The 18807-nt window shown below is 36.7% G+C and carries 32 protein-coding genes; 11 read left to right on the top strand and 21 right to left on the bottom strand.

Translation table 11 applies throughout. The features are described from left to right. Nucleotides 1-155: 155 nt before the first annotated feature. The 11 genes from iscR (at nucleotide 156) to ACSYSW_RS01915 (ending at nucleotide 8272) form a co-directional block, all read left to right on the top strand. Nucleotides 156-611 (top strand): Fe-S cluster assembly transcriptional regulator IscR, encoded by a 456-nt coding sequence (gene iscR, locus ACSYSW_RS01965; RefSeq protein WP_491704949.1) that lies wholly within the window; start codon nucleotides 156-158, stop codon nucleotides 609-611. 40 nt (nucleotides 612-651) lie between these two features. After that, nucleotides 652-1866, top strand: a complete 1215-nt coding sequence (locus ACSYSW_RS01960) for an IscS subfamily cysteine desulfurase (RefSeq protein WP_491704950.1) — start codon at nucleotides 652-654, stop codon at nucleotides 1864-1866. Nucleotides 1867-1881: 15 nt separating this feature from the next. Then, a complete protein-coding gene (gene iscU, locus ACSYSW_RS01955) occupies nucleotides 1882-2268 on the top strand; it encodes a Fe-S cluster assembly scaffold IscU (protein WP_491704951.1) in 387 nt (128 codons plus the stop codon). Next, entirely contained in the window at nucleotides 2268-2591 is a 324-nt protein-coding gene (gene iscA / locus ACSYSW_RS01950) for an iron-sulfur cluster assembly protein IscA (protein ID WP_491704952.1), read from the top strand. Before iscU ends, iscA begins: the two co-directional genes overlap by 1 nt. Before the next feature lie 14 nt (nucleotides 2592-2605). Further along, the gene (gene hscB, locus ACSYSW_RS01945; RefSeq protein WP_491704953.1) at nucleotides 2606-3124 is read left to right on the top strand and encodes a Fe-S protein assembly co-chaperone HscB; all 519 of its coding nucleotides are present in this window, start codon (nucleotides 2606-2608) and stop codon (nucleotides 3122-3124) included. Nucleotides 3125-3154: 30 nt separating this feature from the next. Further along, the gene (hscA, locus tag ACSYSW_RS01940) at nucleotides 3155-5014 is read left to right on the top strand and encodes a Fe-S protein assembly chaperone HscA (protein WP_491704954.1); all 1860 of its coding nucleotides are present in this window, start codon (nucleotides 3155-3157) and stop codon (nucleotides 5012-5014) included. A gap of 22 nt (nucleotides 5015-5036) precedes the next feature. Beyond that, entirely contained in the window at nucleotides 5037-5375 is a 339-nt protein-coding gene (gene fdx / locus ACSYSW_RS01935; RefSeq protein WP_491704955.1) for an ISC system 2Fe-2S type ferredoxin, read from the top strand. 173 nt (nucleotides 5376-5548) lie between these two features. Continuing rightward, the gene (gene fabI, locus ACSYSW_RS01930) at nucleotides 5549-6337 is read left to right on the top strand and encodes an enoyl-ACP reductase FabI (protein ID WP_491704956.1); all 789 of its coding nucleotides are present in this window, start codon (nucleotides 5549-5551) and stop codon (nucleotides 6335-6337) included. A gap of 63 nt (nucleotides 6338-6400) precedes the next feature. Further along, nucleotides 6401-6967 (top strand): peptidylprolyl isomerase, encoded by a 567-nt coding sequence (gene slyD, locus ACSYSW_RS01925; RefSeq protein ID WP_491704957.1) that lies wholly within the window; start codon nucleotides 6401-6403, stop codon nucleotides 6965-6967. 357 nt (nucleotides 6968-7324) lie between these two features. Beyond that, nucleotides 7325-8005, top strand: coding sequence for a RadC family protein (gene radC / locus ACSYSW_RS01920; RefSeq protein ID WP_491704958.1), 681 nt, complete (start codon nucleotides 7325-7327; stop codon nucleotides 8003-8005). A gap of 63 nt (nucleotides 8006-8068) precedes the next feature. Continuing rightward, complete coding sequence (locus ACSYSW_RS01915; protein WP_491704959.1) at nucleotides 8069-8272, top strand: SlyX family protein; 204 nt, start codon at nucleotides 8069-8071, stop codon at nucleotides 8270-8272. 186 nt (nucleotides 8273-8458) lie between these two features. Here ACSYSW_RS01915 and rplQ read toward each other — a convergent pair whose 3' ends face one another. From rplQ to rpsC, 21 genes are all read right to left on the bottom strand, one after another. Next, nucleotides 8459-8842: a 50S ribosomal protein L17 gene (gene rplQ, locus ACSYSW_RS01910; RefSeq protein ID WP_491704960.1), complete on the bottom strand. Its 384-nt coding sequence runs from the start codon at nucleotides 8840-8842 to the stop codon at nucleotides 8459-8461. Between the two features lie 29 nt (nucleotides 8843-8871). Further along, nucleotides 8872-9861 (bottom strand): DNA-directed RNA polymerase subunit alpha, encoded by a 990-nt coding sequence (locus ACSYSW_RS01905; RefSeq protein ID WP_491704961.1) that lies wholly within the window; start codon nucleotides 9859-9861, stop codon nucleotides 8872-8874. Between the two features lie 25 nt (nucleotides 9862-9886). Further along, nucleotides 9887-10507 (bottom strand): 30S ribosomal protein S4, encoded by a 621-nt coding sequence (gene rpsD, locus ACSYSW_RS01900; protein ID WP_491704962.1) that lies wholly within the window; start codon nucleotides 10505-10507, stop codon nucleotides 9887-9889. Between the two features lie 40 nt (nucleotides 10508-10547). Further along, a complete protein-coding gene (gene rpsK / locus ACSYSW_RS01895) occupies nucleotides 10548-10937 on the bottom strand; it encodes a 30S ribosomal protein S11 (protein ID WP_025314405.1) in 390 nt (129 codons plus the stop codon). Between the two features lie 15 nt (nucleotides 10938-10952). Then, complete coding sequence (gene rpsM / locus ACSYSW_RS01890; RefSeq protein ID WP_491704963.1) at nucleotides 10953-11309, bottom strand: 30S ribosomal protein S13; 357 nt, start codon at nucleotides 11307-11309, stop codon at nucleotides 10953-10955. 161 nt (nucleotides 11310-11470) lie between these two features. Then, complete coding sequence (gene rpmJ / locus ACSYSW_RS01885; protein ID WP_187754264.1) at nucleotides 11471-11584, bottom strand: 50S ribosomal protein L36; 114 nt, start codon at nucleotides 11582-11584, stop codon at nucleotides 11471-11473. Between the two features lie 27 nt (nucleotides 11585-11611). Then, a complete protein-coding gene (gene secY, locus ACSYSW_RS01880; protein WP_491704964.1) occupies nucleotides 11612-12949 on the bottom strand; it encodes a preprotein translocase subunit SecY in 1338 nt (445 codons plus the stop codon). Between the two features lie 8 nt (nucleotides 12950-12957). Continuing rightward, entirely contained in the window at nucleotides 12958-13392 is a 435-nt protein-coding gene (gene rplO / locus ACSYSW_RS01875; protein ID WP_491704965.1) for a 50S ribosomal protein L15, read from the bottom strand. A gap of 5 nt (nucleotides 13393-13397) precedes the next feature. Beyond that, complete coding sequence (gene rpmD, locus ACSYSW_RS01870; protein WP_025314400.1) at nucleotides 13398-13577, bottom strand: 50S ribosomal protein L30; 180 nt, start codon at nucleotides 13575-13577, stop codon at nucleotides 13398-13400. Nucleotides 13578-13583: 6 nt separating this feature from the next. Further along, nucleotides 13584-14084, bottom strand: a complete 501-nt coding sequence (rpsE, locus tag ACSYSW_RS01865) for a 30S ribosomal protein S5 (protein ID WP_121145077.1) — start codon at nucleotides 14082-14084, stop codon at nucleotides 13584-13586. Nucleotides 14085-14098: 14 nt separating this feature from the next. Continuing rightward, nucleotides 14099-14452 carry a 50S ribosomal protein L18 gene (rplR, locus tag ACSYSW_RS01860; RefSeq protein WP_491704966.1) on the bottom strand — a complete coding sequence of 118 codons (354 nt, stop codon included), beginning with the start codon at nucleotides 14450-14452 and terminating at the stop codon, nucleotides 14099-14101. 9 nt (nucleotides 14453-14461) lie between these two features. Continuing rightward, the gene (rplF, locus tag ACSYSW_RS01855; RefSeq protein ID WP_491704967.1) at nucleotides 14462-14995 is read right to left on the bottom strand and encodes a 50S ribosomal protein L6; all 534 of its coding nucleotides are present in this window, start codon (nucleotides 14993-14995) and stop codon (nucleotides 14462-14464) included. Nucleotides 14996-15006: 11 nt separating this feature from the next. Beyond that, the gene (gene rpsH / locus ACSYSW_RS01850; RefSeq protein ID WP_491704968.1) at nucleotides 15007-15399 is read right to left on the bottom strand and encodes a 30S ribosomal protein S8; all 393 of its coding nucleotides are present in this window, start codon (nucleotides 15397-15399) and stop codon (nucleotides 15007-15009) included. A gap of 17 nt (nucleotides 15400-15416) precedes the next feature. Further along, nucleotides 15417-15722 carry a 30S ribosomal protein S14 gene (rpsN, locus tag ACSYSW_RS01845; RefSeq protein WP_491704969.1) on the bottom strand — a complete coding sequence of 102 codons (306 nt, stop codon included), beginning with the start codon at nucleotides 15720-15722 and terminating at the stop codon, nucleotides 15417-15419. Between the two features lie 11 nt (nucleotides 15723-15733). Beyond that, complete coding sequence (rplE, locus tag ACSYSW_RS01840) at nucleotides 15734-16273, bottom strand: 50S ribosomal protein L5 (protein ID WP_491704970.1); 540 nt, start codon at nucleotides 16271-16273, stop codon at nucleotides 15734-15736. A 17-nt stretch (nucleotides 16274-16290) separates the two neighbouring features. After that, entirely contained in the window at nucleotides 16291-16605 is a 315-nt protein-coding gene (rplX, locus tag ACSYSW_RS01835) for a 50S ribosomal protein L24 (RefSeq protein WP_491704971.1), read from the bottom strand. Nucleotides 16606-16615: 10 nt separating this feature from the next. Beyond that, on the bottom strand, nucleotides 16616-16987 hold the full coding sequence (gene rplN / locus ACSYSW_RS01830) for a 50S ribosomal protein L14 (protein WP_025314392.1): 372 nt from the start codon (nucleotides 16985-16987) through the stop codon (nucleotides 16616-16618). A gap of 199 nt (nucleotides 16988-17186) precedes the next feature. Continuing rightward, the gene (gene rpsQ, locus ACSYSW_RS01825; protein WP_491704972.1) at nucleotides 17187-17447 is read right to left on the bottom strand and encodes a 30S ribosomal protein S17; all 261 of its coding nucleotides are present in this window, start codon (nucleotides 17445-17447) and stop codon (nucleotides 17187-17189) included. A gap of 1 nt (nucleotide 17448) precedes the next feature. Next, on the bottom strand, nucleotides 17449-17640 hold the full coding sequence (rpmC, locus tag ACSYSW_RS01820; protein WP_491704973.1) for a 50S ribosomal protein L29: 192 nt from the start codon (nucleotides 17638-17640) through the stop codon (nucleotides 17449-17451). After that, on the bottom strand, nucleotides 17641-18051 hold the full coding sequence (rplP, locus tag ACSYSW_RS01815) for a 50S ribosomal protein L16 (RefSeq protein WP_491704974.1): 411 nt from the start codon (nucleotides 18049-18051) through the stop codon (nucleotides 17641-17643). It lies immediately after the preceding gene. 12 nt (nucleotides 18052-18063) lie between these two features. Continuing rightward, complete coding sequence (gene rpsC, locus ACSYSW_RS01810) at nucleotides 18064-18798, bottom strand: 30S ribosomal protein S3 (RefSeq protein ID WP_491704975.1); 735 nt, start codon at nucleotides 18796-18798, stop codon at nucleotides 18064-18066. Nucleotides 18799-18807 lie beyond the last annotated feature (9 nt).

Raw genomic sequence — 18807 nt, 5'->3', positions numbered from 1 at the left:
CTTGTAAAAATATGACTTTAATAGAGTAGCACAATTGATTATTATTCGTCGATGATGAATTAATGCATTAAATCCGACTAATTTAGTCAACTAAATACTTGACTAAAATTGAAGGATATATACAATACTCCTCATTATAAAGGAGATAAAAAATAATGAAGTTAACCTCTAAAGGAAGATATGCGGTAACTGCGATGTTGGATATAGCTTTAAATTCTAAATTCGGTCCAGTTTCTTTAGCTGAAATTTCAGATCGACAAGAAATCTCACTCTCTTATCTAGAACAGTTATTTTCTCGCTTACGTAAAAATGGACTAGTAGCTAGTGTTCGTGGTCCTGGCGGTGGTTATGTTTTAAGCCGTAATATGGATGAAATTGCTATCAGCGCAATTATTAAAGCTGTCGATGAATCCATTAACGCCACAAAATGTCATGGTGAAGAAGGATGTCAAGGTGGTATCAAATGCTTAACTCACTCACTTTGGAACGATCTTAGTGATCGAATTAATGATTTTTTAGCGAACATTACTTTAAATGAACTGGTTAATAATAAAGATGTTAGAGCTGTTGCTATCCGTCAAAATATTATTCCGCATGTCCAAATCAATTAAATAAAAAAATAAAATCCAAAAACTCAATTGGGAGTAACAAATGAAATTACCTATTTATATGGATTATTCAGCGACAACACCTGTCGATCCTAGAGTTGCAGAAAAAATGATGCAATTTCTCACACCTGAAGGTATTTTTGGTAATCCAGCTTCTCGTTCACATCGATTTGGTTGGCAAGCTGAAGAAGCTGTCGATATTGCTCGTAACCAAATTGCCGATCTTATTGGTGCCGATTCTCGAGAAATTGTTTTTACATCTGGTGCAACTGAAGCTGATAACCTTGCTATTAAAGGTGCAGCTCATTTTAATAAAGCTAAAGGTAAACATATTATTACCAGTAAAACTGAGCATAAAGCCGTTCTTGATACCTGCCGGCAATTAGAACGTGAAGGTTTTGAAGTTACTTATTTATCACCTGAATCAGATGGTCTTATTGACATTAATAAATTAGTTGCAGCTATTCGCCCCGATACTACCGTTATTTCTATTATGCATGTCAATAACGAAATTGGCGTCATCCAAGATATTGAGAAGATTGGCGAAATATGTCGCGAAAAAGGTATTGTATTTCATGTAGATGCAACACAAAGTGTTGGTAAATTACCGATTGATCTTTCTCAATTAAAAGTAGATTTAATGTCTTTTTCTGGGCATAAAATTTATGGTCCAAAAGGAATCGGTGGCTTATATGTAAGGCGTAAACCGCGGACACGTATTGAAGCACAAATGCATGGCGGCGGACACGAAAGAGGTATGCGTTCGGGTACATTACCTGTTCATCAAATCGTTGGTATGGGTGAAGCCTATCATATAGCTAAACAAGAAATGCCTACTGAAATGGCTCGGCTTGCTAAATTAAAAAATCGTTTATGGAATGGCTTAAAAGACATTGAAGAAGTTTATTTAAATGGTTCTTTAGAACATGGTGTACCTAATATTTTAAATGTAAGTTTTGCTTATATTGAAGGTGAATCATTAATGATGGCCTTAAAAGATTTAGCTGTATCATCGGGCTCAGCATGTACATCGGCAAGTCTAGAGCCATCATATGTACTACGTGCTTTAGGTTTAAACGATGAACTTGCTCACAGCTCAATTCGCTTTTCTATCGGTCGTTTTACGACTGAAGAAGAAATTGATTATGTCATTAAACTTGTTAAAGAATCTATCGGTAAATTAAGAGATTTATCACCGCTTTGGGAAATGTTTAAAGATGGTGTTGATTTGAGCCAAATCAAATGGTCAGCCCATTAATAATAGGAGTAAATTATGGCTTATAGTGAAAAAGTTGTCGATCATTATGAAAATCCTCGTAATGTAGGTTCATTTGATCAAAATGATCCCAATGTAGGAAGCGGTATGGTGGGTGCTCCGGCTTGTGGTGATGTCATGCGTTTACAAATCAAAGTTAATGATAACGGTATTATTGAAGATGCTAAATTTAAAACTTATGGTTGTGGTAGTGCAATAGCATCAAGCTCATTAGTCACTGAGTGGATTAAAGGTAAATCACTTGATGAAGCACAAGCGATAAAAAATACTGACATTGCCGAAGAACTTGCTTTACCACCAGTAAAAATTCACTGTTCAATTCTTGCTGAAGATGCCATTAAAGCAGCCATTGACAACTATAAAAACAAAAAAGGACAAAGTTAATGACAATTACCCTAACCAATAATGCTGCAAACCGCGTGCAATCTTTTTTGACAAATCGAGGCAAAGGGGTTGGTCTTAGATTAGGGGTCAAAACATCTGGCTGTTCTGGTATGGCATATATTTTAGAATTTGCTGATAATATCAATGATGATGATACAATTTTTGAAGATAAAAACGTTAAAATCATCGTTGATAAAAAAAGTTTAGTTTACATTGATGGGACTGAATTAGATTTTGTAAAAGAAGGGTTGAACGAAGGTTTTAAGTTTAACAATCCTAATGCGCATAATGAATGCGGTTGTGGTGAAAGTTTTAATGTCTAATCGGAGCAAATATAATGGATAATTATTTTGAATTGTTTCAATTACCTTTGTCTTTACCTATTGATATAGCGACATTGACAAATCAATATCAACAGTTACAAAAGCAATACCATCCTGATAATTTTGCGACCGCTTCTGATAAAAATAAAATCACTAATATGCAAATATCGGCTAACATTAATCAAGGATATCAAATACTCAAAAACCCTATTACTGCTGCCGAATATTTTTTATTATTAAAAGGTTTTGATATTAATCAAGAACCACAAACAATACACGATCCTGATTTCTTGATGGAACAATTTACTTTGCGCGAAAGGCTTGATGAAATTGAAAATCAAGCAAATACCACATTATTAGATGCTTTTCATCGCGATATTAATCAACAGAAAAAAAATATCTATCAACGATTATTAGAAAACATCCAACAACAAAATTGGCCAGCTTCGATCACACTAGTTTATAAGATCCGTTATCTTTCTCGATTAATTGAACATATTGAAAAGTTACAAGACAATCTAGATGTTTTATAATAAGCAAATTTTTGATTAGAGATAAAATAAATGGTTTTATTACAAATTAGTGAACCAGGGCAAACACCCGAGCCCCATCAACGTCGACGGGCAATTGGAATTGATTTAGGAACAACAAATTCTTTAGTTGCCACAATTCGTAGTGGTAAAGCCGAAACATTAACCGATCATGATGGTCAAGCTCTTTTACCTTCGGTTGTACATTATGGTAAAAATCTTAATAATGATCTTGTCATCACTGTCGGTCAAAAGGCAAAACAAAATTCTGCAAAAGATCCCCAAAACACAGTAAGCTCGATTAAACGGCTTATGGGTCGAACTCTTTCAAAGGTGAATGTATCTCAATTTCCTTATGTTTTTACTGAAAGCGAAAATGGCGTTCCGCTTCTAAATTTACCGAATAAACAAGTCAATCCGATAGAAGTTTCAGCAGATATTCTTAAAAATTTAGCTAAACGTGCAGTCGACACTTTAGATGGAGATCTTGATGGTGTTGTTATTACAGTTCCTGCTTATTTTGATGATGCACAGCGCCAAGCAACCAAAGATGCGGCTAAATTAGCAGGCTTACCTGTGTTAAGATTACTAAATGAACCTACTGCAGCAGCAATTGCCTATGGTTTGGACTCGGGCAAAGAAGGTGTTATCGCCATTTATGATTTAGGTGGTGGAACTTTTGATATATCCATTTTGCGTCTTCATAAAGGTGTATTTGAAGTCCTTGCAACAAATGGTGATTCGGCATTAGGCGGTGATGATTTTGATTTATTATTAGCCGATTACATTAAAGACAAGTTAGAACTTACTAACATCCAAGATCCTTATCTTAATCAAGAAATAAAAAGCCAAGCCATTGCAATTAAAATAAGTTTAAGTGAACAAAATGAAGCGACGTTTAAATTAGGAGATTTATCACTTACTATCACTCGAGAGCAATTTAATCAACTGATAACAAAACTAATTAAACAAACTTTAAAAATTTGTCATCGCGCGTTAAAAGACGCGCAAATTGAAAGTGGTGAAGTAGAAGAAGTCGTTATGGTAGGTGGTTCAACGCGTATTCCTTATGTGAGAGAGTTAGTAGGCGATTACTTTAATACAAAACCATTAACTTCAATCGATCCCGATAAAGTCGTGGCTATTGGAGCTGCAATTCAAGCAGATATTTTAGTTGGAAACAAAGTCGACTCTGACATGCTACTACTTGATGTCATTCCTTTATCTTTAGGTATTGAGACAATGGGTGAGCTGGTTGAAAAAATCATCCCTCGTAATAGTACAATACCTTGTGCACGTGCTCAGGAATTTACTACATTTAAAGATGGACAAACTGCTATGATGATTCATGTATTGCAAGGTGAACGTGAATCTGTTAATGATTGCCGATCACTGGCTCGCTTTGTTTTACATGGAATTCCGCCAATGCCCGCTGGAGCAGCACATATTCGTGTTATTTTTCAAGTGGATGCTGATGGCTTATTAAATGTTACAGCGCTCGAAAAATCGACAGGGATTGAATCTACCATACAAGTAAAACCATCCTATGGCTTAACGGATGATGAAATTGCGCGTATGATTACAGATTCCCTTCAATTTGCAGAGCAAGATAAACAAGCCAGAATGCTTGCAGAACAAAAAGTCGAGGCAAAAAGAGTCCTTGAAAGTTTACAAACAGCCCTTGATAAAGATGCTGATTTGCTAACATCATCAGAACTTAATACTATTTTAAATGCAAAACAAAAATTAGAAAACACCATTCATACGTTAAATAGCCATGCTATTGAAACTGAAATTAAAGCTTTAGATAATCTAACTCAAGAATTTGCGGCGAGAAGGATGGATAAATCAATCAAACAAGCTTTAAAAGGACAGCGTATCGATGAACTTTAATTATTCAAGGTGATTATTTATTATGCCAAAAATTACTTTTTTACCTAATGCAGATATTTGCCCTGAAGGCAAAACGGTCGAAGCCTTTGAAGGTGAAACGATTTTAGATGCAGCATTACGTAATAATATTGAAATAGAACATGCTTGCGAAATGTCTTGTGCTTGTTCAACTTGCCATTGCATTGTACGAAAAGGATTCAGTTCGCTTGCTGAAAGTGATGAACTTGAAGATGATATGCTAGATAAAGCTTGGGGGGTTGAGCCTCATAGCCGATTAAGTTGTCAAGCAAGGGTAACGCATGAAGATCTAGAAGTAGAAATACCTCGATATAGCTTAAATCATGCAAAAGAAGATCATTAATTGATAATAATTTAATAGTTTATTAAGCGTATCAAAATTAAATATTGATGTATTATTTTTTTAATAATTTTCATTATTTATAATATAAATTTATGGTAGCGTATTTAATTTTATCAACATATAATCGTTACCTTTTTAGATCATAGAGTAAAAAAACAGTAGAGGAATAATTTATGGGATTTTTAACAGGCAAACGTATACTCGTTACGGGTGTGGCAAGTAATCGTTCGATTGCTTATGGTATTGCACAGTCAATGCATCGTGAAGGAGCTGAACTTGCTTTCACATATCAAACTGAAAAATTAAAAGGACGTGTTGAAGAGTTTGCGGCAGAGTTTGGATCTAAAATTGTTTTACCTTGTGATGTTGCTCATGATGAAAGTATAGCAGAGTTATTTACTGAACTTGCCAAAACATGGGATAAATTTGATGGTTTTGTACACGCAATAGGTTTTGCTCCTGGCGATCAATTAGATGGTGATTATGTTAATGCTGTCACTCGTGAAGGATTTGCTATTGCGCATGATATTAGCTCATATAGCTTTGTTGCAATGGCAAAAGCATGCCGTTCAATGTTAAATAAAGATTCTGCTTTATTAACATTGTCTTACTTAGGTGCTGAACGCGCTATTCCAAATTATAACGTTATGGGTCTTGCTAAAGCATCTCTTGAAGCAAATGTTCGTTATATGGCTAATGCAATGGGTCCTGAAGGAGTACGTGTCAATGCAATTTCTGCAGGTCCAATCCGCACTCTTGCTGCCTCTGGTATTAAAGACTTTAGAAAAATGCTTTCCCATTGTGAAGCAGTGACACCAATTCGTCGAACAGTAACTATTGAAGACGTAGGTAATCCAGCTGCATTTTTATGCTCTAATTTAGCTGCAGGTATTACTGGTGAAGTTATCCACGTTGATGGCGGATTTAGTATTGCTGCAATGAACGAATTAGAACTTAAATAATATTAAGTTTAAGCCAAATTCTCTCATAACATTATGAGAGAATTCAGTCTGTTGGAGGATAAAATGAAAATTACTAAAAATAGTGTCGTAAGCTTAGCCTATCGAGTAAAAACTAAAGATGGCAATCTTGTTGATGAAGCAACGGTTGTTGCCCCATTAGAATATCTGCATGGTGCAGGCTCTTTATTACAAGAACTTGAAAAAGCACTAGAAGGTCATCAAGTTGGTGACAAATTTGATATCGAAATTGCCAATGCTTATGGTGATTATAACGATCAATTAGTCCAAAATGTTCCGCGCGACGTATTCGTTGGTGTTGATGATCTTGAAGTAGGCATGCGTTTTTTTGCTGATACTGATCATGGACAAATCCCAGTCGAAATCACAGCTATAGATGGTGATAATGTTACCGTTGATGGTAATCATATGCTAGCAGGACAAGATCTTCAATTTAATGTTGAAGTTGTTGGTGTTCGTGAAGCAACCGAAGAAGAAATAGCGCACGGTCATATTCATGGTGAACATGGACATCATCATGAACATAGTAGTTGTGGTTGTGGCGATCATGACAATGATGAAGAAGACGATGGCTGTTGTGGTGGTCATGGCGGATGTGGTTGTAGCCATTAATTTTATTGCTTATTCATCAATTAGCTACCATATTAACTCAAACCTATATCATTATAGGTTTGAGAAAGTTTTTTAATAATCTTTTTTATCCTCTTCTAAATTAATTATATTCCAAAACTATTAATAGTAGTGTTAATTGTCCAATTCTTCTTTAAATTGTTCTGCACAATTAGATAAATATCAATTCTTGGTGTTTTTTGGTTTTTGTTATCCTTTATATCCTTTTATATAACGAAAGAAGCTTTTTAGCGCAATATAATATTAATTTTTGCGATATAGAACACACTTTTATTATACATTATTAGATCACCTCTATTTTTTCTTTAATAATGCAATTTTTAACATTAGGGAATAATCATGTCGCTTTTAAAAAAAACAAACATCAAAAATATGATGCCCCGCGAAAAGTTATTAAAATTTGGCGTAGAGTCATTAAACGATGCTGAACTATTAGCTTTATTTTTAAGAACGGGTACAACAAAATTGCCCGTATTAGAATTATCCCAAAAAATATTAAATGAATTTGGCTCTTTCTATCATTTAATTAACGCTTCACATCAAGAATTTTGCCAAAAACATGGGCTAGGAACAGCTAAATATACACAATTAAAAGCGGTCGTTGAACTTACTTATCGTTATCTAAAAATAAAAATGGCAAATGAAAATACCCTTACCTCCTCTAAATTAACCCGGCGTTTTATTTCAAGTCGTTTAATGAGTAAAGAAAGAGAAGTTTTTATGGTGATATTTTTAAATACTCAAAATCAAATGATTTCATGCGAAGAAATGTTTCAAGGAACATATAATTGTGTTGAAGTCCATCCAAGAGAGATTGTACGTAAAGCATTAGATTTAAATTCAGCATCAATAATTCTTGCTCATAATCACCCATCAGGAAAATCTGAACCGAGTAGAGCGGATCGAGTATTAACAGAAAAAATTAGTCAAGCTTGTGAGTTATTAGATATTAAAATTCTTGACCATTTCGTGATTGGTAAAGGAGAATATGTTTCTTTTGCTGAACGCGGATGGATTTAAAGAAAAGAATTACATACAATAAACACAAGTTAAATTACGGTAAATACTAAATTAAGGATTAACATGAATGAACGTATAGAGTTGCTAGAATCCAAACTTGCTTTTCAAGAAATAACCATTGAAGAACTTAATAGTATAGTTATAAAACTACAATCTGATATAGCAAAATTAAAAGATCAAATAACATTACTATCAAAAAAAATTAACATAACACAAACTTCGAATATTGCTAGCTTATCCGAAGAAACACCTCCCCCTCATTATTGATCTAATATTTTTAATATATTAAAAATGTAAAGAATTATTCATCTAATACCAATCAGATCGATAAAAATAAGTCAGCTAAATAATATAAATTTTTATATTAATAATTTTATATATCACTAATACATAAAAATAATCTAACAATAAAAAAACCGGTCTTAAAACCGGTTTCTTTATTGCTACTAATGATTACTCAGCAGCTGCTTCAGCAGTAACTGGGCGATCAACTAATTCAATGTAAGCCATTGGTGCATTATCTCCAGCACGGAAACCACATTTTAAAATACGCACATATCCACCAGGACGTGCAGCAAAACGTGGACCTAAATCTGAAAATAATTTTTTTACTGTTTCTTTATCACGAAGACGAGCAAAAGCCAAACGGCGATTAGCTACGCTATCACTTTTAGCAAGTGTAATTAACGGTTCAACAACGCGACGCAACTCTTTAGCTTTAGGCAATGTAGTTTTAATAATTTCATGTTCAACTAGTGAACTAGTCATATTACGAAACATTGCTTGACGGTGGCTACTATTACGGTTCAGTTGACGACCACTTTTACGATGGCGCATAACTTTATCCTTCTTATATAAATTTTATTTTAGTCTTCAACAATACTTGCAGGCGGCCAATTCTCAAGGCGCATACCAAGAGATAAACCACGTGTAGCGAGTACATCCTTAATTTCAGTAAGCGATTTTTTACCTAAATTAGGAGTTTTAAGTAACTCAACTTCAGTACGTTGTACTAAATCACCAATATAATGAACTGCTTCTGCTTTTAAGCAATTAGCAGACCGAACTGTTAACTCTAAATCATCTACTGGACGTAGAAGAATAGGATCAAATTCCGGTTTATCTTCTTTCACTTCAGGCTGACATACATCACGTAAGTCAACAAAAGCTTCAAGTTGTTCAGCCAAAATTGTTGATGCGCGACGAATAGATTCTTCTGGATCGATAGTACCATTGGTTTCCATATCGATAACTAATTTATCTAAATCGGTACGTTGTTCTACACGAGCAGCATCTACTGAATAAGCAATGCGCTCAATAGGACTATAACATGCATCAACTAATAGGCGACCAATTGGTCGCTCTTCATCTTCTGACTTAACGCGAGCAGAAGCAGGGACATAACCACGTCCTCGTTGTACACGAATACGCATATTAATTGAAGCGTTTGCATCTGTAAGATGACAAATAACTAAATCAGGATTAACAATTTCCACATCACCGTCATGAATAATATCAGCGGCTGTTACTAAACCCGTTCCTGATTTAGTTAAACTTAATGTCACATCATCTTTTGCATGAACTCGAACAGCCAATTTTTTTAAATTAAGCAAAATATCAAGTACATCTTCTTGAACGCCTTCTTTAGTACTATACTCATGCAGAACACCGTCAATCTCAACTTCAGTTACAGCACATCCCGGCATTGATGATAATAAAATGCGGCGTAGTGCATTACCTAAAGTATGACCAAAACCACGTTCAAGTGGCTCTAAAGTCACTTTCGCATGAGTTTGACTATATTGAACAACATCAACTAGGTGAGGTTTTAAAAACTCTGTTACAGAACCCTGCATTATGTCCTCTCTTAAGTGCTAAACTTTACTTAGAGTAAAGTTCGACGATCAAATGTTCGTTGATGTCAGCAGATAAATCTGAGCGTTCAGGTAAGCGTTTAAATACACCTTCCATTTTACTAGCATCAACTTCTAACCAAGTTGGTTTTTCACGTTGTTCAGCTAACTCTAAAGCCGCTTTAATACGTGCTTGTTTTTTAGATTTTTCACGAACACTTATTACATCATCAGCAGAAACTCGGTATGATGCAATATTGACAACTCGGCCATTAACTAATACAGCTTTATGACTTACTAATTGACGAGCTTCTGCGCGGGTAGCGCCAAATCCCATACGATAAACAACATTATCTAAGCGTCGTTCTAAAAGACCAAGAAGGTTTTCACCTGTATTACCTTTAATACGAGCAGCGTCTTTATAGTAATTACGGAACTGACGTTCTAAAATTCCATAAATACGGCGAACTTTTTGTTTTTCGCGTAACTGAACACCATAATCGGATAAACGCGGTTTACGCGCACCATGTTGTCCAGGAGCTTGCTCTAACTTACATTTACTATCAATCGCGCGAACACCCGATTTAAGGAATAAATCAGTTCCTTCACGACGACTTAATTTGAGCTTAGGTCCCAAATATCTTGCCATTTTATTTCTCCAATAATCCTAAAATACGTAATGTTTAAAATTAAACACGACGTTTCTTTGGTGGACGACAACCGTTATGAGGAATCGGAGTTACATCAGTAATATTAGTGATGCGATAACCCGCAGCATTTAAAGCACGAATTGTTGACTCACGACCAGGACCAGGTCCTTTTACCATAACTTCCAGATTCTTGATTCCGTAATCTTTAACGGCTTCTGCACAACGTTCAGCTGCAACTTGAGCAGCAAAAGGTGTAGACTTACGCGATCCACGGAAACCAGAACCACCAGCGGTTGCCCAACCCAACGCATTACCTTGACGATCGGTAATAGTTACGATTGTATTGTTAAATGATGCATGAATATGAGCTATACCATCAGAAACTTGTTTTTTTACACGTTTACGTGTACGAACAGGTGTCTTTGCCATTTATTATCACCTCAATTATTTCTTGATTGGTTTACGCGGTCCCTTACGGGTACGAGCGTTAGTCTTAGTGCGTTGACCACGGACAGGAAGTCCACGACGATGACGCATACCACGATAACAACCAAGGTCCAATAAACGCTTGATACTCATCGTTACTTCTCGACGTAAATCACCTTCAACAGTGAATTTCGCGACTTGTTCACGTAACGTTTCAATCTGATCTTCAGATAGTTCTCTGATCTTAACATGTTCAGGAATACCCGCTTCAGCACAAATTGTCTTAGCGCGTGTATTACCAATTCCGTAAATTGCTTGTAATGCAATAACAGTATGTTGTTGATCAGGAATGTTAATGCCTGCTATACGGGCCACTATGCACTCCTTTTATTATTAAAGTTTAGTAAATTCCTCTATGCTGAAAAGCCCGTTTTCAGGATACTCAAACAGAGGAATTACAAAAAATTTAGGCTGGCTATTTTAGCCAGCTTTACTATACTTTGGCAAGTAAAATATGCAAAAGCACAACTCAAGTATTAACCTTGACGTTGTTTATGTTTACCTTCAACGCAAATAACACGAACGATACCATTACGTTTAATGATTTTACAATTTCTGCATAATCTCTTGACTGAAGCACGAACTTTCATGTTTTTCTCCGTAACTTCCGAGCAAACTTATCGACCGTAGCCTTTAAGATTTGCTTTCTTTAACATTGACTCATAACGATTTGGCATCATAAGAGTCTGCACTTGCGCCATAAAGTCCATGATAACAACAACAACAATCAATAATGATGTACCGCCAAACTGAACAGGAATCTTCATTTCACTTGTAATAAACATTGGAACTAAGCATACAAATGTAATATATAAAGCACCTGCTAAGGTTAAACGAGACATCACTTTATCAATATATTTTGCTGTTTGCTCACCAGGACGAATAGCTGGAATAAAAGCACCTGATTTTTTTAATTGATCTGCCGTTTCTCTCGGGTTAAAAACTAAGGCCGTATAGAAGAAGCAGAAAAATATAATTGCCGCTGCATAAAAAATTATGTATAAAGGTTGTTCAGGAGAAAAATACTGTCTTATTAAAACAAATACATGTCTCCAACCTTCACCATTACCTTCAAACCATGATGCCATCATAGATGGTAACATAATTATTGTAGAAGCAAATATTGCAGGAATAACCCCGGCCATATTTATTTTTAATGGTAAATGCGAACTTTGAGCTGCATAAACTCGTCTTCCTTGTTGACGTTGAGCATAATTAACAACAATACGTCGTTGACCACGTTCAACAAAAACAACGAAGTAAGTAATCGCAATTACCAAAACAACAACAACTAGTAATAAAATCGGGTGTAATGAACCTGAACGAGCTTGTTCAATTGTTTCATATATAGCATGAGGTAAACCAGCCACGATACCAGCGAAGATAATAATAGAAATACCATTACCAACACCACGTTCAGTGATTTGTTCACCTAACCACATAAGAAACATAGTACCTGTAACTAAGCCTATCGATGCAACAAAATAAAAAGAAAAACCTGGATTAATTACGACATGTCCAAATCCCGGTAAATTAGGAACGGCAACAGCGGAACCAACAGCCTGAACAATCGCTAAAGCCAATGTACCATAACGAGTATATTGACTTATTTTTTTACGACCAGATTCACCTTCTTTCTTCAATTCAGCTAATTTAGGATGAATAGCTGATAATAACTGCACAATAATAGATGCCGAAATATAAGGCATTATCCCTAAAGCAAAAATTGAAGCACGGCTTAAAGCACCACCAGAGAACATATTGAACATACTCACAATGCCATTAAAGTTTTGTGAAAGTGTGTCCGATAACGCCTTAGTATCAATACCGGGGACAGGAATATACGAACCTAAACGAAATACAATTAATGCAAAAAGCACATAAAGTAAACGTCGTCTAAGTTCTCCGCTACCACCGTTTGTATTTTTAAAATCTAATCCTGGTTGCTTTGCCATCTTTCTAATTATTCCTCGATTTTTCCACCAGCAGCTTCAATTGCAGTTCTAGCACCTTTAGTTACACGAATACCGCGAACTGTTACAGGTTTAGTAATTTCACCTGATAACATAATTTTAGCAAATTCAATTTGTGCATTAAGCACATTTGCAACTTTCAAACTGTTTAGATCAATAATTTCACCTTCGACTTTCATTAAATCAGAAAGACGAACTTCAGCTGTAACTAAAGCTTTACGAGAAGTAAAACCAAACTTTGGTAAACGACGATATAAAGGCATTTGACCACCTTCAAAGCCACGACGTACGCCGCCACCTGAACGAGATTTTTGACCTTTAACACCACGCGTACCGGTTTTACCTAATCCAGAACCGATACCTCGACCTAGACGTTTCGGTGCATGCTTTGAGCCTTCAGCAGGAGATAAAGTATTTAAATGCATTACTATTACTCCTCAACTTTAACCATGTAATAAACTTGATTTACCATACCACGAATCGCAGGAGTATCCTCACGTTCAACGGTATGACCAATACGACGTAATCCTAGTCCGACTAAAGTAGCTTTATGCTTTGGTAGACGTCCAATTGAACTACGAGTTTGTGTAATTTTGATTGTCTTTGCCATGGCTATTTACCCCAAAATATCTTCGACGGTTTTGCCACGCTTAGCTGCAACCATTTCTGGTGATTTCATGTTTTCCAAACCATCAATCGTCGCACGAACAACATTAATTGGGTTTGTTGAACCATAAGCTTTAGCAAGAACGTTACGTACGCCTGCAACTTCTAAAACAGCACGCATCGCACCACCGGCAATAATACCTGTACCTTCTGATGCAGGTTGCATATAAACACGGGATCCAGTATGAGCGCCTTTGACAGGATGCTGTAAAGTATCATTATTTAATGCAACATTAATCATATTACGGCGTGCTTTTTCCATTGCCTTTTGAATTGCGGCTGGCACTTCACGTGCTTTACCATATCCAAAACCGACGCGGCCATTACCGTCACCAACCACTGTTAGTGCAGAAAAACTAAAAATACGTCCACCTTTTACGGTTTTAGAAACACGGTTAACTGCGATTAGTTTTTCCTGCAGTTCACCAGCTTGTTTTTCGATGTTTGACATCTTTAACTCCTACCTTAGAACTGTAGGCCAGCTTCGCGAGCAGCATCTGCTAGCGCCTGGACTCGACCATGATATTGGAAACCTGAACGATCAAATGAAACAACTTTGATGTCTTTTGCTAATGCACGTTCTGCAATGGCTTTACCAACCGCAGTCGCTGCATCAATGTTTCCGGTATATTTTAAACTTTCACTGATAGCTTTTTCTAAAGTAGAAGCAGCTGCCAGTACTTCTGATCCGTTTGGTGCGATAATTTGCGCATAAATATGTCGTGGAGTACGATGAACAACTAAGCGTGTTGCAAGTAGTTCATGCATCTTATGACGCGCTTTAGTTGCACGACGGATACGAGCTGATTTCTTATCCATAGTGTTACCTTACTTTTTCTTAGCTTCTTTAGTACGCACAACTTCATCTGCGTAACGAACACCTTTACCTTTATAAGGTTCCGGACGACGATAAGCACGGATATCGGCTGCGACCTGTCCAATTAACTGTTTATCAGCACTTTTTAGGATGATTTCAGTTTGAGTAGGACATTCAGCGACAACACCAGCCGGTAATTTATGTTCAATTGGATGAGAATATCCAAGGGATAAACCAATAGAATCACCTTTAAGTTGTGCACGATAACCAACACCAACTAACTGAAGTTTTTTAGTAAAACCTTCAGTAACACCAATAACCATTGAATTAATCAATGCACGTGCTGTACCAGCTTGTGCCCAACCATCTGCAAAACCATCACGAGGTGCAAATTTAATTTGATTTTCTTCATGATTAAGAATAACTGCATTGTTAATTGTGCGAGATAACTCACTATTTTTACTTTTAATCGTAATTACCTGACCATCGATTTTCACCTCTACGCCAGCAGGAATAACGACATGTGCTTTTGCAACACGAGACATTTTTTTCTCCCTTACGCTACGTAGCAGATAATTTCACCACCAAGACCTGCTTGGCGTGCTGCACGATCAGTCATAACACCTTTTGAAGTAGAAATAACAGCAATACCTAATCCTGCCATTACTTTCGGTAATTCATCTTTACGTTTATAAATACGTAAACCCGGACGACTTACACGTTTAATACTTTCTACTACAGCCTTGCCATGGAAATATTTTAAAGTAATTTCCAATTCAGGCTTAGTGTCACCAATAATTTTATAGTCTCCAATATATCCTTCATCTTTCAGCACATTGGCAATTGCCACTTTCAGCTTAGAAGAAGGCATGGTGACCGCAACTTTATTCGCAGATTGACCGTTACGAATACGAGTCAACATATCTGCAATAGGATCTTGCATGCTCATCTATAACACTCCCATGATTACCAACTTGCCTTCTTAAGACCAGGAATTTCACCACGCATGGCTGATTCACGAACCTTAATACGACTTAAACCAAACTTACGAAGGACGCCATGAGGACGACCAGTTTGACGACAACGACGACGTTGACGTGATGGACTAGAATCACGAGGAAGCGTTTGCAATTTAAGCACTGCATTCCAACGATCTTCATCTGATGCATTAAGATCAGAGATAATCGCTTTTAATTCTTGACGCTTAGCAAAATACTTATCTGCTAGCTTAACGCGTTTCTTATCGCGTTCAATCATTGATTGTTTAGCCATTATGCCCTACCTTACTTACGAAATGGGAAGTTAAAGGCAGATAATAAAGCTCGGCCTTCATCGTCTGACTGTGCAGAAGTTGTGATAGTAATATCTAAACCACGTACACGATCAACTTTATCATAATCGATTTCAGGGAAAACGATTTGTTCACGAACACCCATACTATAGTTACCACGACCGTCAAAAGATTTTGCGCTTAAACCACGAAAATCTCGAGTACGAGGAAGAGTAATATAAACTAAGCGTTCAAAAAATTCCCACATACGTTCGCCACGTAAAGTCACTTTACAACCAATAGGATACCCTTGACGGATTTTAAAACCAGCAACTGATTTGCGTGCTTTGGTGACAAGTGGTTTTTGACCACTAATTGCTGCTAAATCAGCAACAGCATTATCTAATAATTTCTTATCAGTAATTGCCTCACCCACACCCATATTCAAGGTGATCTTCTCGATCCGAGGGACTTGCATGACAGATTTGTAGCCAAACTGTTCTTGCAGTTTATTTACTACCTGTGCTTTGTAGTAATCATGCAGTTTCGCCATCGTACACTCCAAATTACTTAATTAATTAATTCATTAGTAGACTTATAAAAACGGACTTTCTTGCCGTCTTCAAAACGAAAGCCTACGCGATCTGCTTTGCCAGTAGCTACATTGTAAATTGCGACATTAGACACATTAATTGGTGCTTCTTGTTCAACAATCCCACCTTCTTGATTTAATTGAGGCACTGGTTTTTGGTGTTTTTTAACCAAATTAATACCTTCAACAATCACTTTACCAGTAGACAAAACATTTTTTACTTTACCGCGTTTACCTTTATCTTTTCCAGTTAACACGATAATTTCATCTTCTCGACGAATCTTCGCTGCCATTATCCGCTCCTTACAGTACTTCTGGTGCTAATGAAATGATCTTCATAAACTTCTCAGAACGAAGTTCACGAGTGACCGGTCCAAAAATACGCGTACCGATCGGTTGCTCACTGTTATTATTTAAAATAACACAAGCATTACGATCAAAACGAATGACAGATCCATCAGGACGACGAACACCTTTTCTAGTGCGCACAACCACAGCTTTAAGGACATCACCTTTTTTAACTTTACCACGAGGAATTGCTTCTTTGATGGTAACTTTAATGATATCACCTACTGCTGCATAACGGCGGTGCGATCCACCGAGAACCTTGATACACATTACGCTACGTGCGCCAGAATTATCAGCGACATCAAGCCTAGTCTGTTCTTGGATCATTTTAATGCTCCGTATAATTAAATTATTGTCTAATCTACCTTCATCCACCTCAACTACCATGGATAAGAATAGACAACCAAAAGCCCTCACATTAGAGAGGACGCATAGTATATCACTACTCAAATAAAATGAATAGCATAAAATAAACGGCTAGAAATAGCCGTTTATTTTATTAAGTACAGTTTTTAATCGAATAAAATTAAATAACTGCTTTTTCGACGATACGAACAAGTGTCCAAGACTTAGTCTTAGATAATGGACGACACTCTTTAATTTCAACAGTATCACCAATACCACACTCATTATTTTCATCATGTACATGCAATTTTGTCGTGCGTTTAATGAATTTACCATATAACGGATGCTTCACTTTACGTTCAATAGCAACAGTAATAGACTTGTCCATTTTGTCACTAATAACACGACCTTGCTGAGTACGAATTTTTACATCAGTAGTCATATTACGCACCCGCCTTTTCAGTTAATAACGTTTTAACACGTGCAATATTACGACGCACTTGTTTAATCATATGAGTTTGATTTAACTGACCACCAGCTAATTGCATACGTAAGTTAAATTGCTCACGTAATAAATTAAGAAGTTCAGTATTCAACTCTTCAACGCTTTTTTCGCGTAGCTCTTTTGCTTTCATTTACATCACCGTTTTAATCACAAAGGTGGTTTTGATTGGCAGTTTTGCAGCTGCCAACGCAAATGCTTCACGAGCAACTTCTTCCGGCACACCGTCCATTTCATAAAGGACTTTACCTGGTTGAATCTGTGCAACCCAGTATTCAACGTTACCCTTACCTTTACCCATACGCACTTCAAGTGGTTTTTCAGTAATTGGTTTATCAGGGAATACACGAATCCAGATTTTACCTTGACGCTTAACTGCACGAGTCATTGCACGACGTGCTGCTTCAATTTGGCGAGCAGTCAAACGACCACGGCCAACTGCTTTAAGCCCGTAAGTACCGAAATCAACGTCGGTGCTAACTGCTAGCCCACGATTGCGACCTTTTTGTACTTTACGGAATTTAGTACGCTTTGGTTGTAACATCAGCGACGCTCCTTATTTACGGCCTTTGCGCGGCTTTTTCGGTTGAGCAGCAGGTTGTTTCTCTGCTTGTTCAACGGCAGCCATTCCACCAAGGATCTCACCTTTGAAGATCCACACTTTAACACCAATAATACCATAGGTAGTTAGTGCTTCAGACACTCCATAGTCGATATCAGCTCGTAAAGTATGTAAAGGAACACGACCTTCACGATACCATTCAGAGCGAGCAATTTCAGCTCCACCAAGGCGTCCACTTACTTCCACTTTGATACCTTTAGCACCCGCTTTCATTGCATTTTGCACCGCACGTTTCATGGCACGACGGAACATAACACGACGCTCTAATTGAGAAGTGATACTATCCGCAACTAATTTAGCATCAAGTTCTGGTTTGCGAACTTCAGCAATATTAATTTGCACAGCAACATCACGTTTCTCTTTTTTGTCTTTATATTTATTGACAATAGACGCTACGGCATTACGTAATTTTTCAACATCTTCGCCTTTTTTACCAATTACAATACCCGGACGAGCAGTATAAATAGTAATGCGAACATTAGTTTCTGCTGAACGATCGATGACAATCTTAGAGATTGATGCTTGCGCTAATTCTTTATTTAAGAATTGACGAACTCTAAAATCACTTTCTAAATTATCAGCGAATGTTTTTGTACCCGAATACCATGTAGATGTCCAAGGCTTAACAATACCTAGTCGGATACCATTTGGATTTACTTTTTGACCCATTGCTATTCT

The organism is Gilliamella sp. ESL1225 (genome assembly GCF_058502635.1).
Note: the sequence above shows the minus strand (reverse complement) of the source record. Positions and strands in the feature narration are given on the sequence as shown.

Coding starts and splice junctions, on each gene's coding strand:
- rplR (WP_491704966.1), bottom strand. CDS start 14,452: ATGGATAAGAAATCAGCTCGTATCCGTCGTGCAACTAAAGCGCGTCAT.
- ACSYSW_RS01905 (WP_491704961.1), bottom strand. CDS start 9,861: ATGCAGGGTTCTGTAACAGAGTTTTTAAAACCTCACCTAGTTGATGTT.
- rpsC (WP_491704975.1), bottom strand. CDS start 18,798: ATGGGTCAAAAAGTAAATCCAAATGGTATCCGACTAGGTATTGTTAAG.
- fabI (WP_491704956.1), top strand. CDS start 5,549: ATGGGATTTTTAACAGGCAAACGTATACTCGTTACGGGTGTGGCAAGT.
- ACSYSW_RS01960 (WP_491704950.1), top strand. CDS start 652: ATGAAATTACCTATTTATATGGATTATTCAGCGACAACACCTGTCGAT.
- hscA (WP_491704954.1), top strand. CDS start 3,155: ATGGTTTTATTACAAATTAGTGAACCAGGGCAAACACCCGAGCCCCAT.
- rplP (WP_491704974.1), bottom strand. CDS start 18,051: ATGTTACAACCAAAGCGTACTAAATTCCGTAAAGTACAAAAAGGTCGC.
- secY (WP_491704964.1), bottom strand. CDS start 12,949: ATGGCAAAGCAACCAGGATTAGATTTTAAAAATACAAACGGTGGTAGC.
- hscB (WP_491704953.1), top strand. CDS start 2,606: ATGGATAATTATTTTGAATTGTTTCAATTACCTTTGTCTTTACCTATT.
- rpmD (WP_025314400.1), bottom strand. CDS start 13,577: ATGGCAAAGACAATCAAAATTACACAAACTCGTAGTTCAATTGGACGT.
- iscA (WP_491704952.1), top strand. CDS start 2,268: ATGACAATTACCCTAACCAATAATGCTGCAAACCGCGTGCAATCTTTT.
- slyD (WP_491704957.1), top strand. CDS start 6,401: ATGAAAATTACTAAAAATAGTGTCGTAAGCTTAGCCTATCGAGTAAAA.
- ACSYSW_RS01915 (WP_491704959.1), top strand. CDS start 8,069: ATGAATGAACGTATAGAGTTGCTAGAATCCAAACTTGCTTTTCAAGAA.
- fdx (WP_491704955.1), top strand. CDS start 5,037: ATGCCAAAAATTACTTTTTTACCTAATGCAGATATTTGCCCTGAAGGC.
- iscR (WP_491704949.1), top strand. CDS start 156: ATGAAGTTAACCTCTAAAGGAAGATATGCGGTAACTGCGATGTTGGAT.
- rplX (WP_491704971.1), bottom strand. CDS start 16,605: ATGGCAGCGAAGATTCGTCGAGAAGATGAAATTATCGTGTTAACTGGA.
- rplF (WP_491704967.1), bottom strand. CDS start 14,995: ATGTCTCGTGTTGCAAAAGCACATGTCGTTATTCCTGCTGGCGTAGAG.
- rpsN (WP_491704969.1), bottom strand. CDS start 15,722: ATGGCTAAACAATCAATGATTGAACGCGATAAGAAACGCGTTAAGCTA.
- rpsQ (WP_491704972.1), bottom strand. CDS start 17,447: ATGACTACTGATGTAAAAATTCGTACTCAGCAAGGTCGTGTTATTAGT.
- rpsE (WP_121145077.1), bottom strand. CDS start 14,084: ATGTCAAACATCGAAAAACAAGCTGGTGAACTGCAGGAAAAACTAATC.
- iscU (WP_491704951.1), top strand. CDS start 1,882: ATGGCTTATAGTGAAAAAGTTGTCGATCATTATGAAAATCCTCGTAAT.
- rpmJ (WP_187754264.1), bottom strand. CDS start 11,584: ATGAAAGTTCGTGCTTCAGTCAAGAGATTATGCAGAAATTGTAAAATC.
- rplO (WP_491704965.1), bottom strand. CDS start 13,392: ATGCATTTAAATACTTTATCTCCTGCTGAAGGCTCAAAGCATGCACCG.
- rplN (WP_025314392.1), bottom strand. CDS start 16,987: ATGATCCAAGAACAGACTAGGCTTGATGTCGCTGATAATTCTGGCGCA.
- rplQ (WP_491704960.1), bottom strand. CDS start 8,842: ATGCGCCATCGTAAAAGTGGTCGTCAACTGAACCGTAATAGTAGCCAC.
- radC (WP_491704958.1), top strand. CDS start 7,325: ATGTCGCTTTTAAAAAAAACAAACATCAAAAATATGATGCCCCGCGAA.
- rpmC (WP_491704973.1), bottom strand. CDS start 17,640: ATGAAAGCAAAAGAGCTACGCGAAAAAAGCGTTGAAGAGTTGAATACT.
- rpsD (WP_491704962.1), bottom strand. CDS start 10,507: ATGGCAAGATATTTGGGACCTAAGCTCAAATTAAGTCGTCGTGAAGGA.
- rpsH (WP_491704968.1), bottom strand. CDS start 15,399: ATGAGCATGCAAGATCCTATTGCAGATATGTTGACTCGTATTCGTAAC.
- rplE (WP_491704970.1), bottom strand. CDS start 16,273: ATGGCGAAACTGCATGATTACTACAAAGCACAGGTAGTAAATAAACTG.
- rpsK (WP_025314405.1), bottom strand. CDS start 10,937: ATGGCAAAGACACCTGTTCGTACACGTAAACGTGTAAAAAAACAAGTT.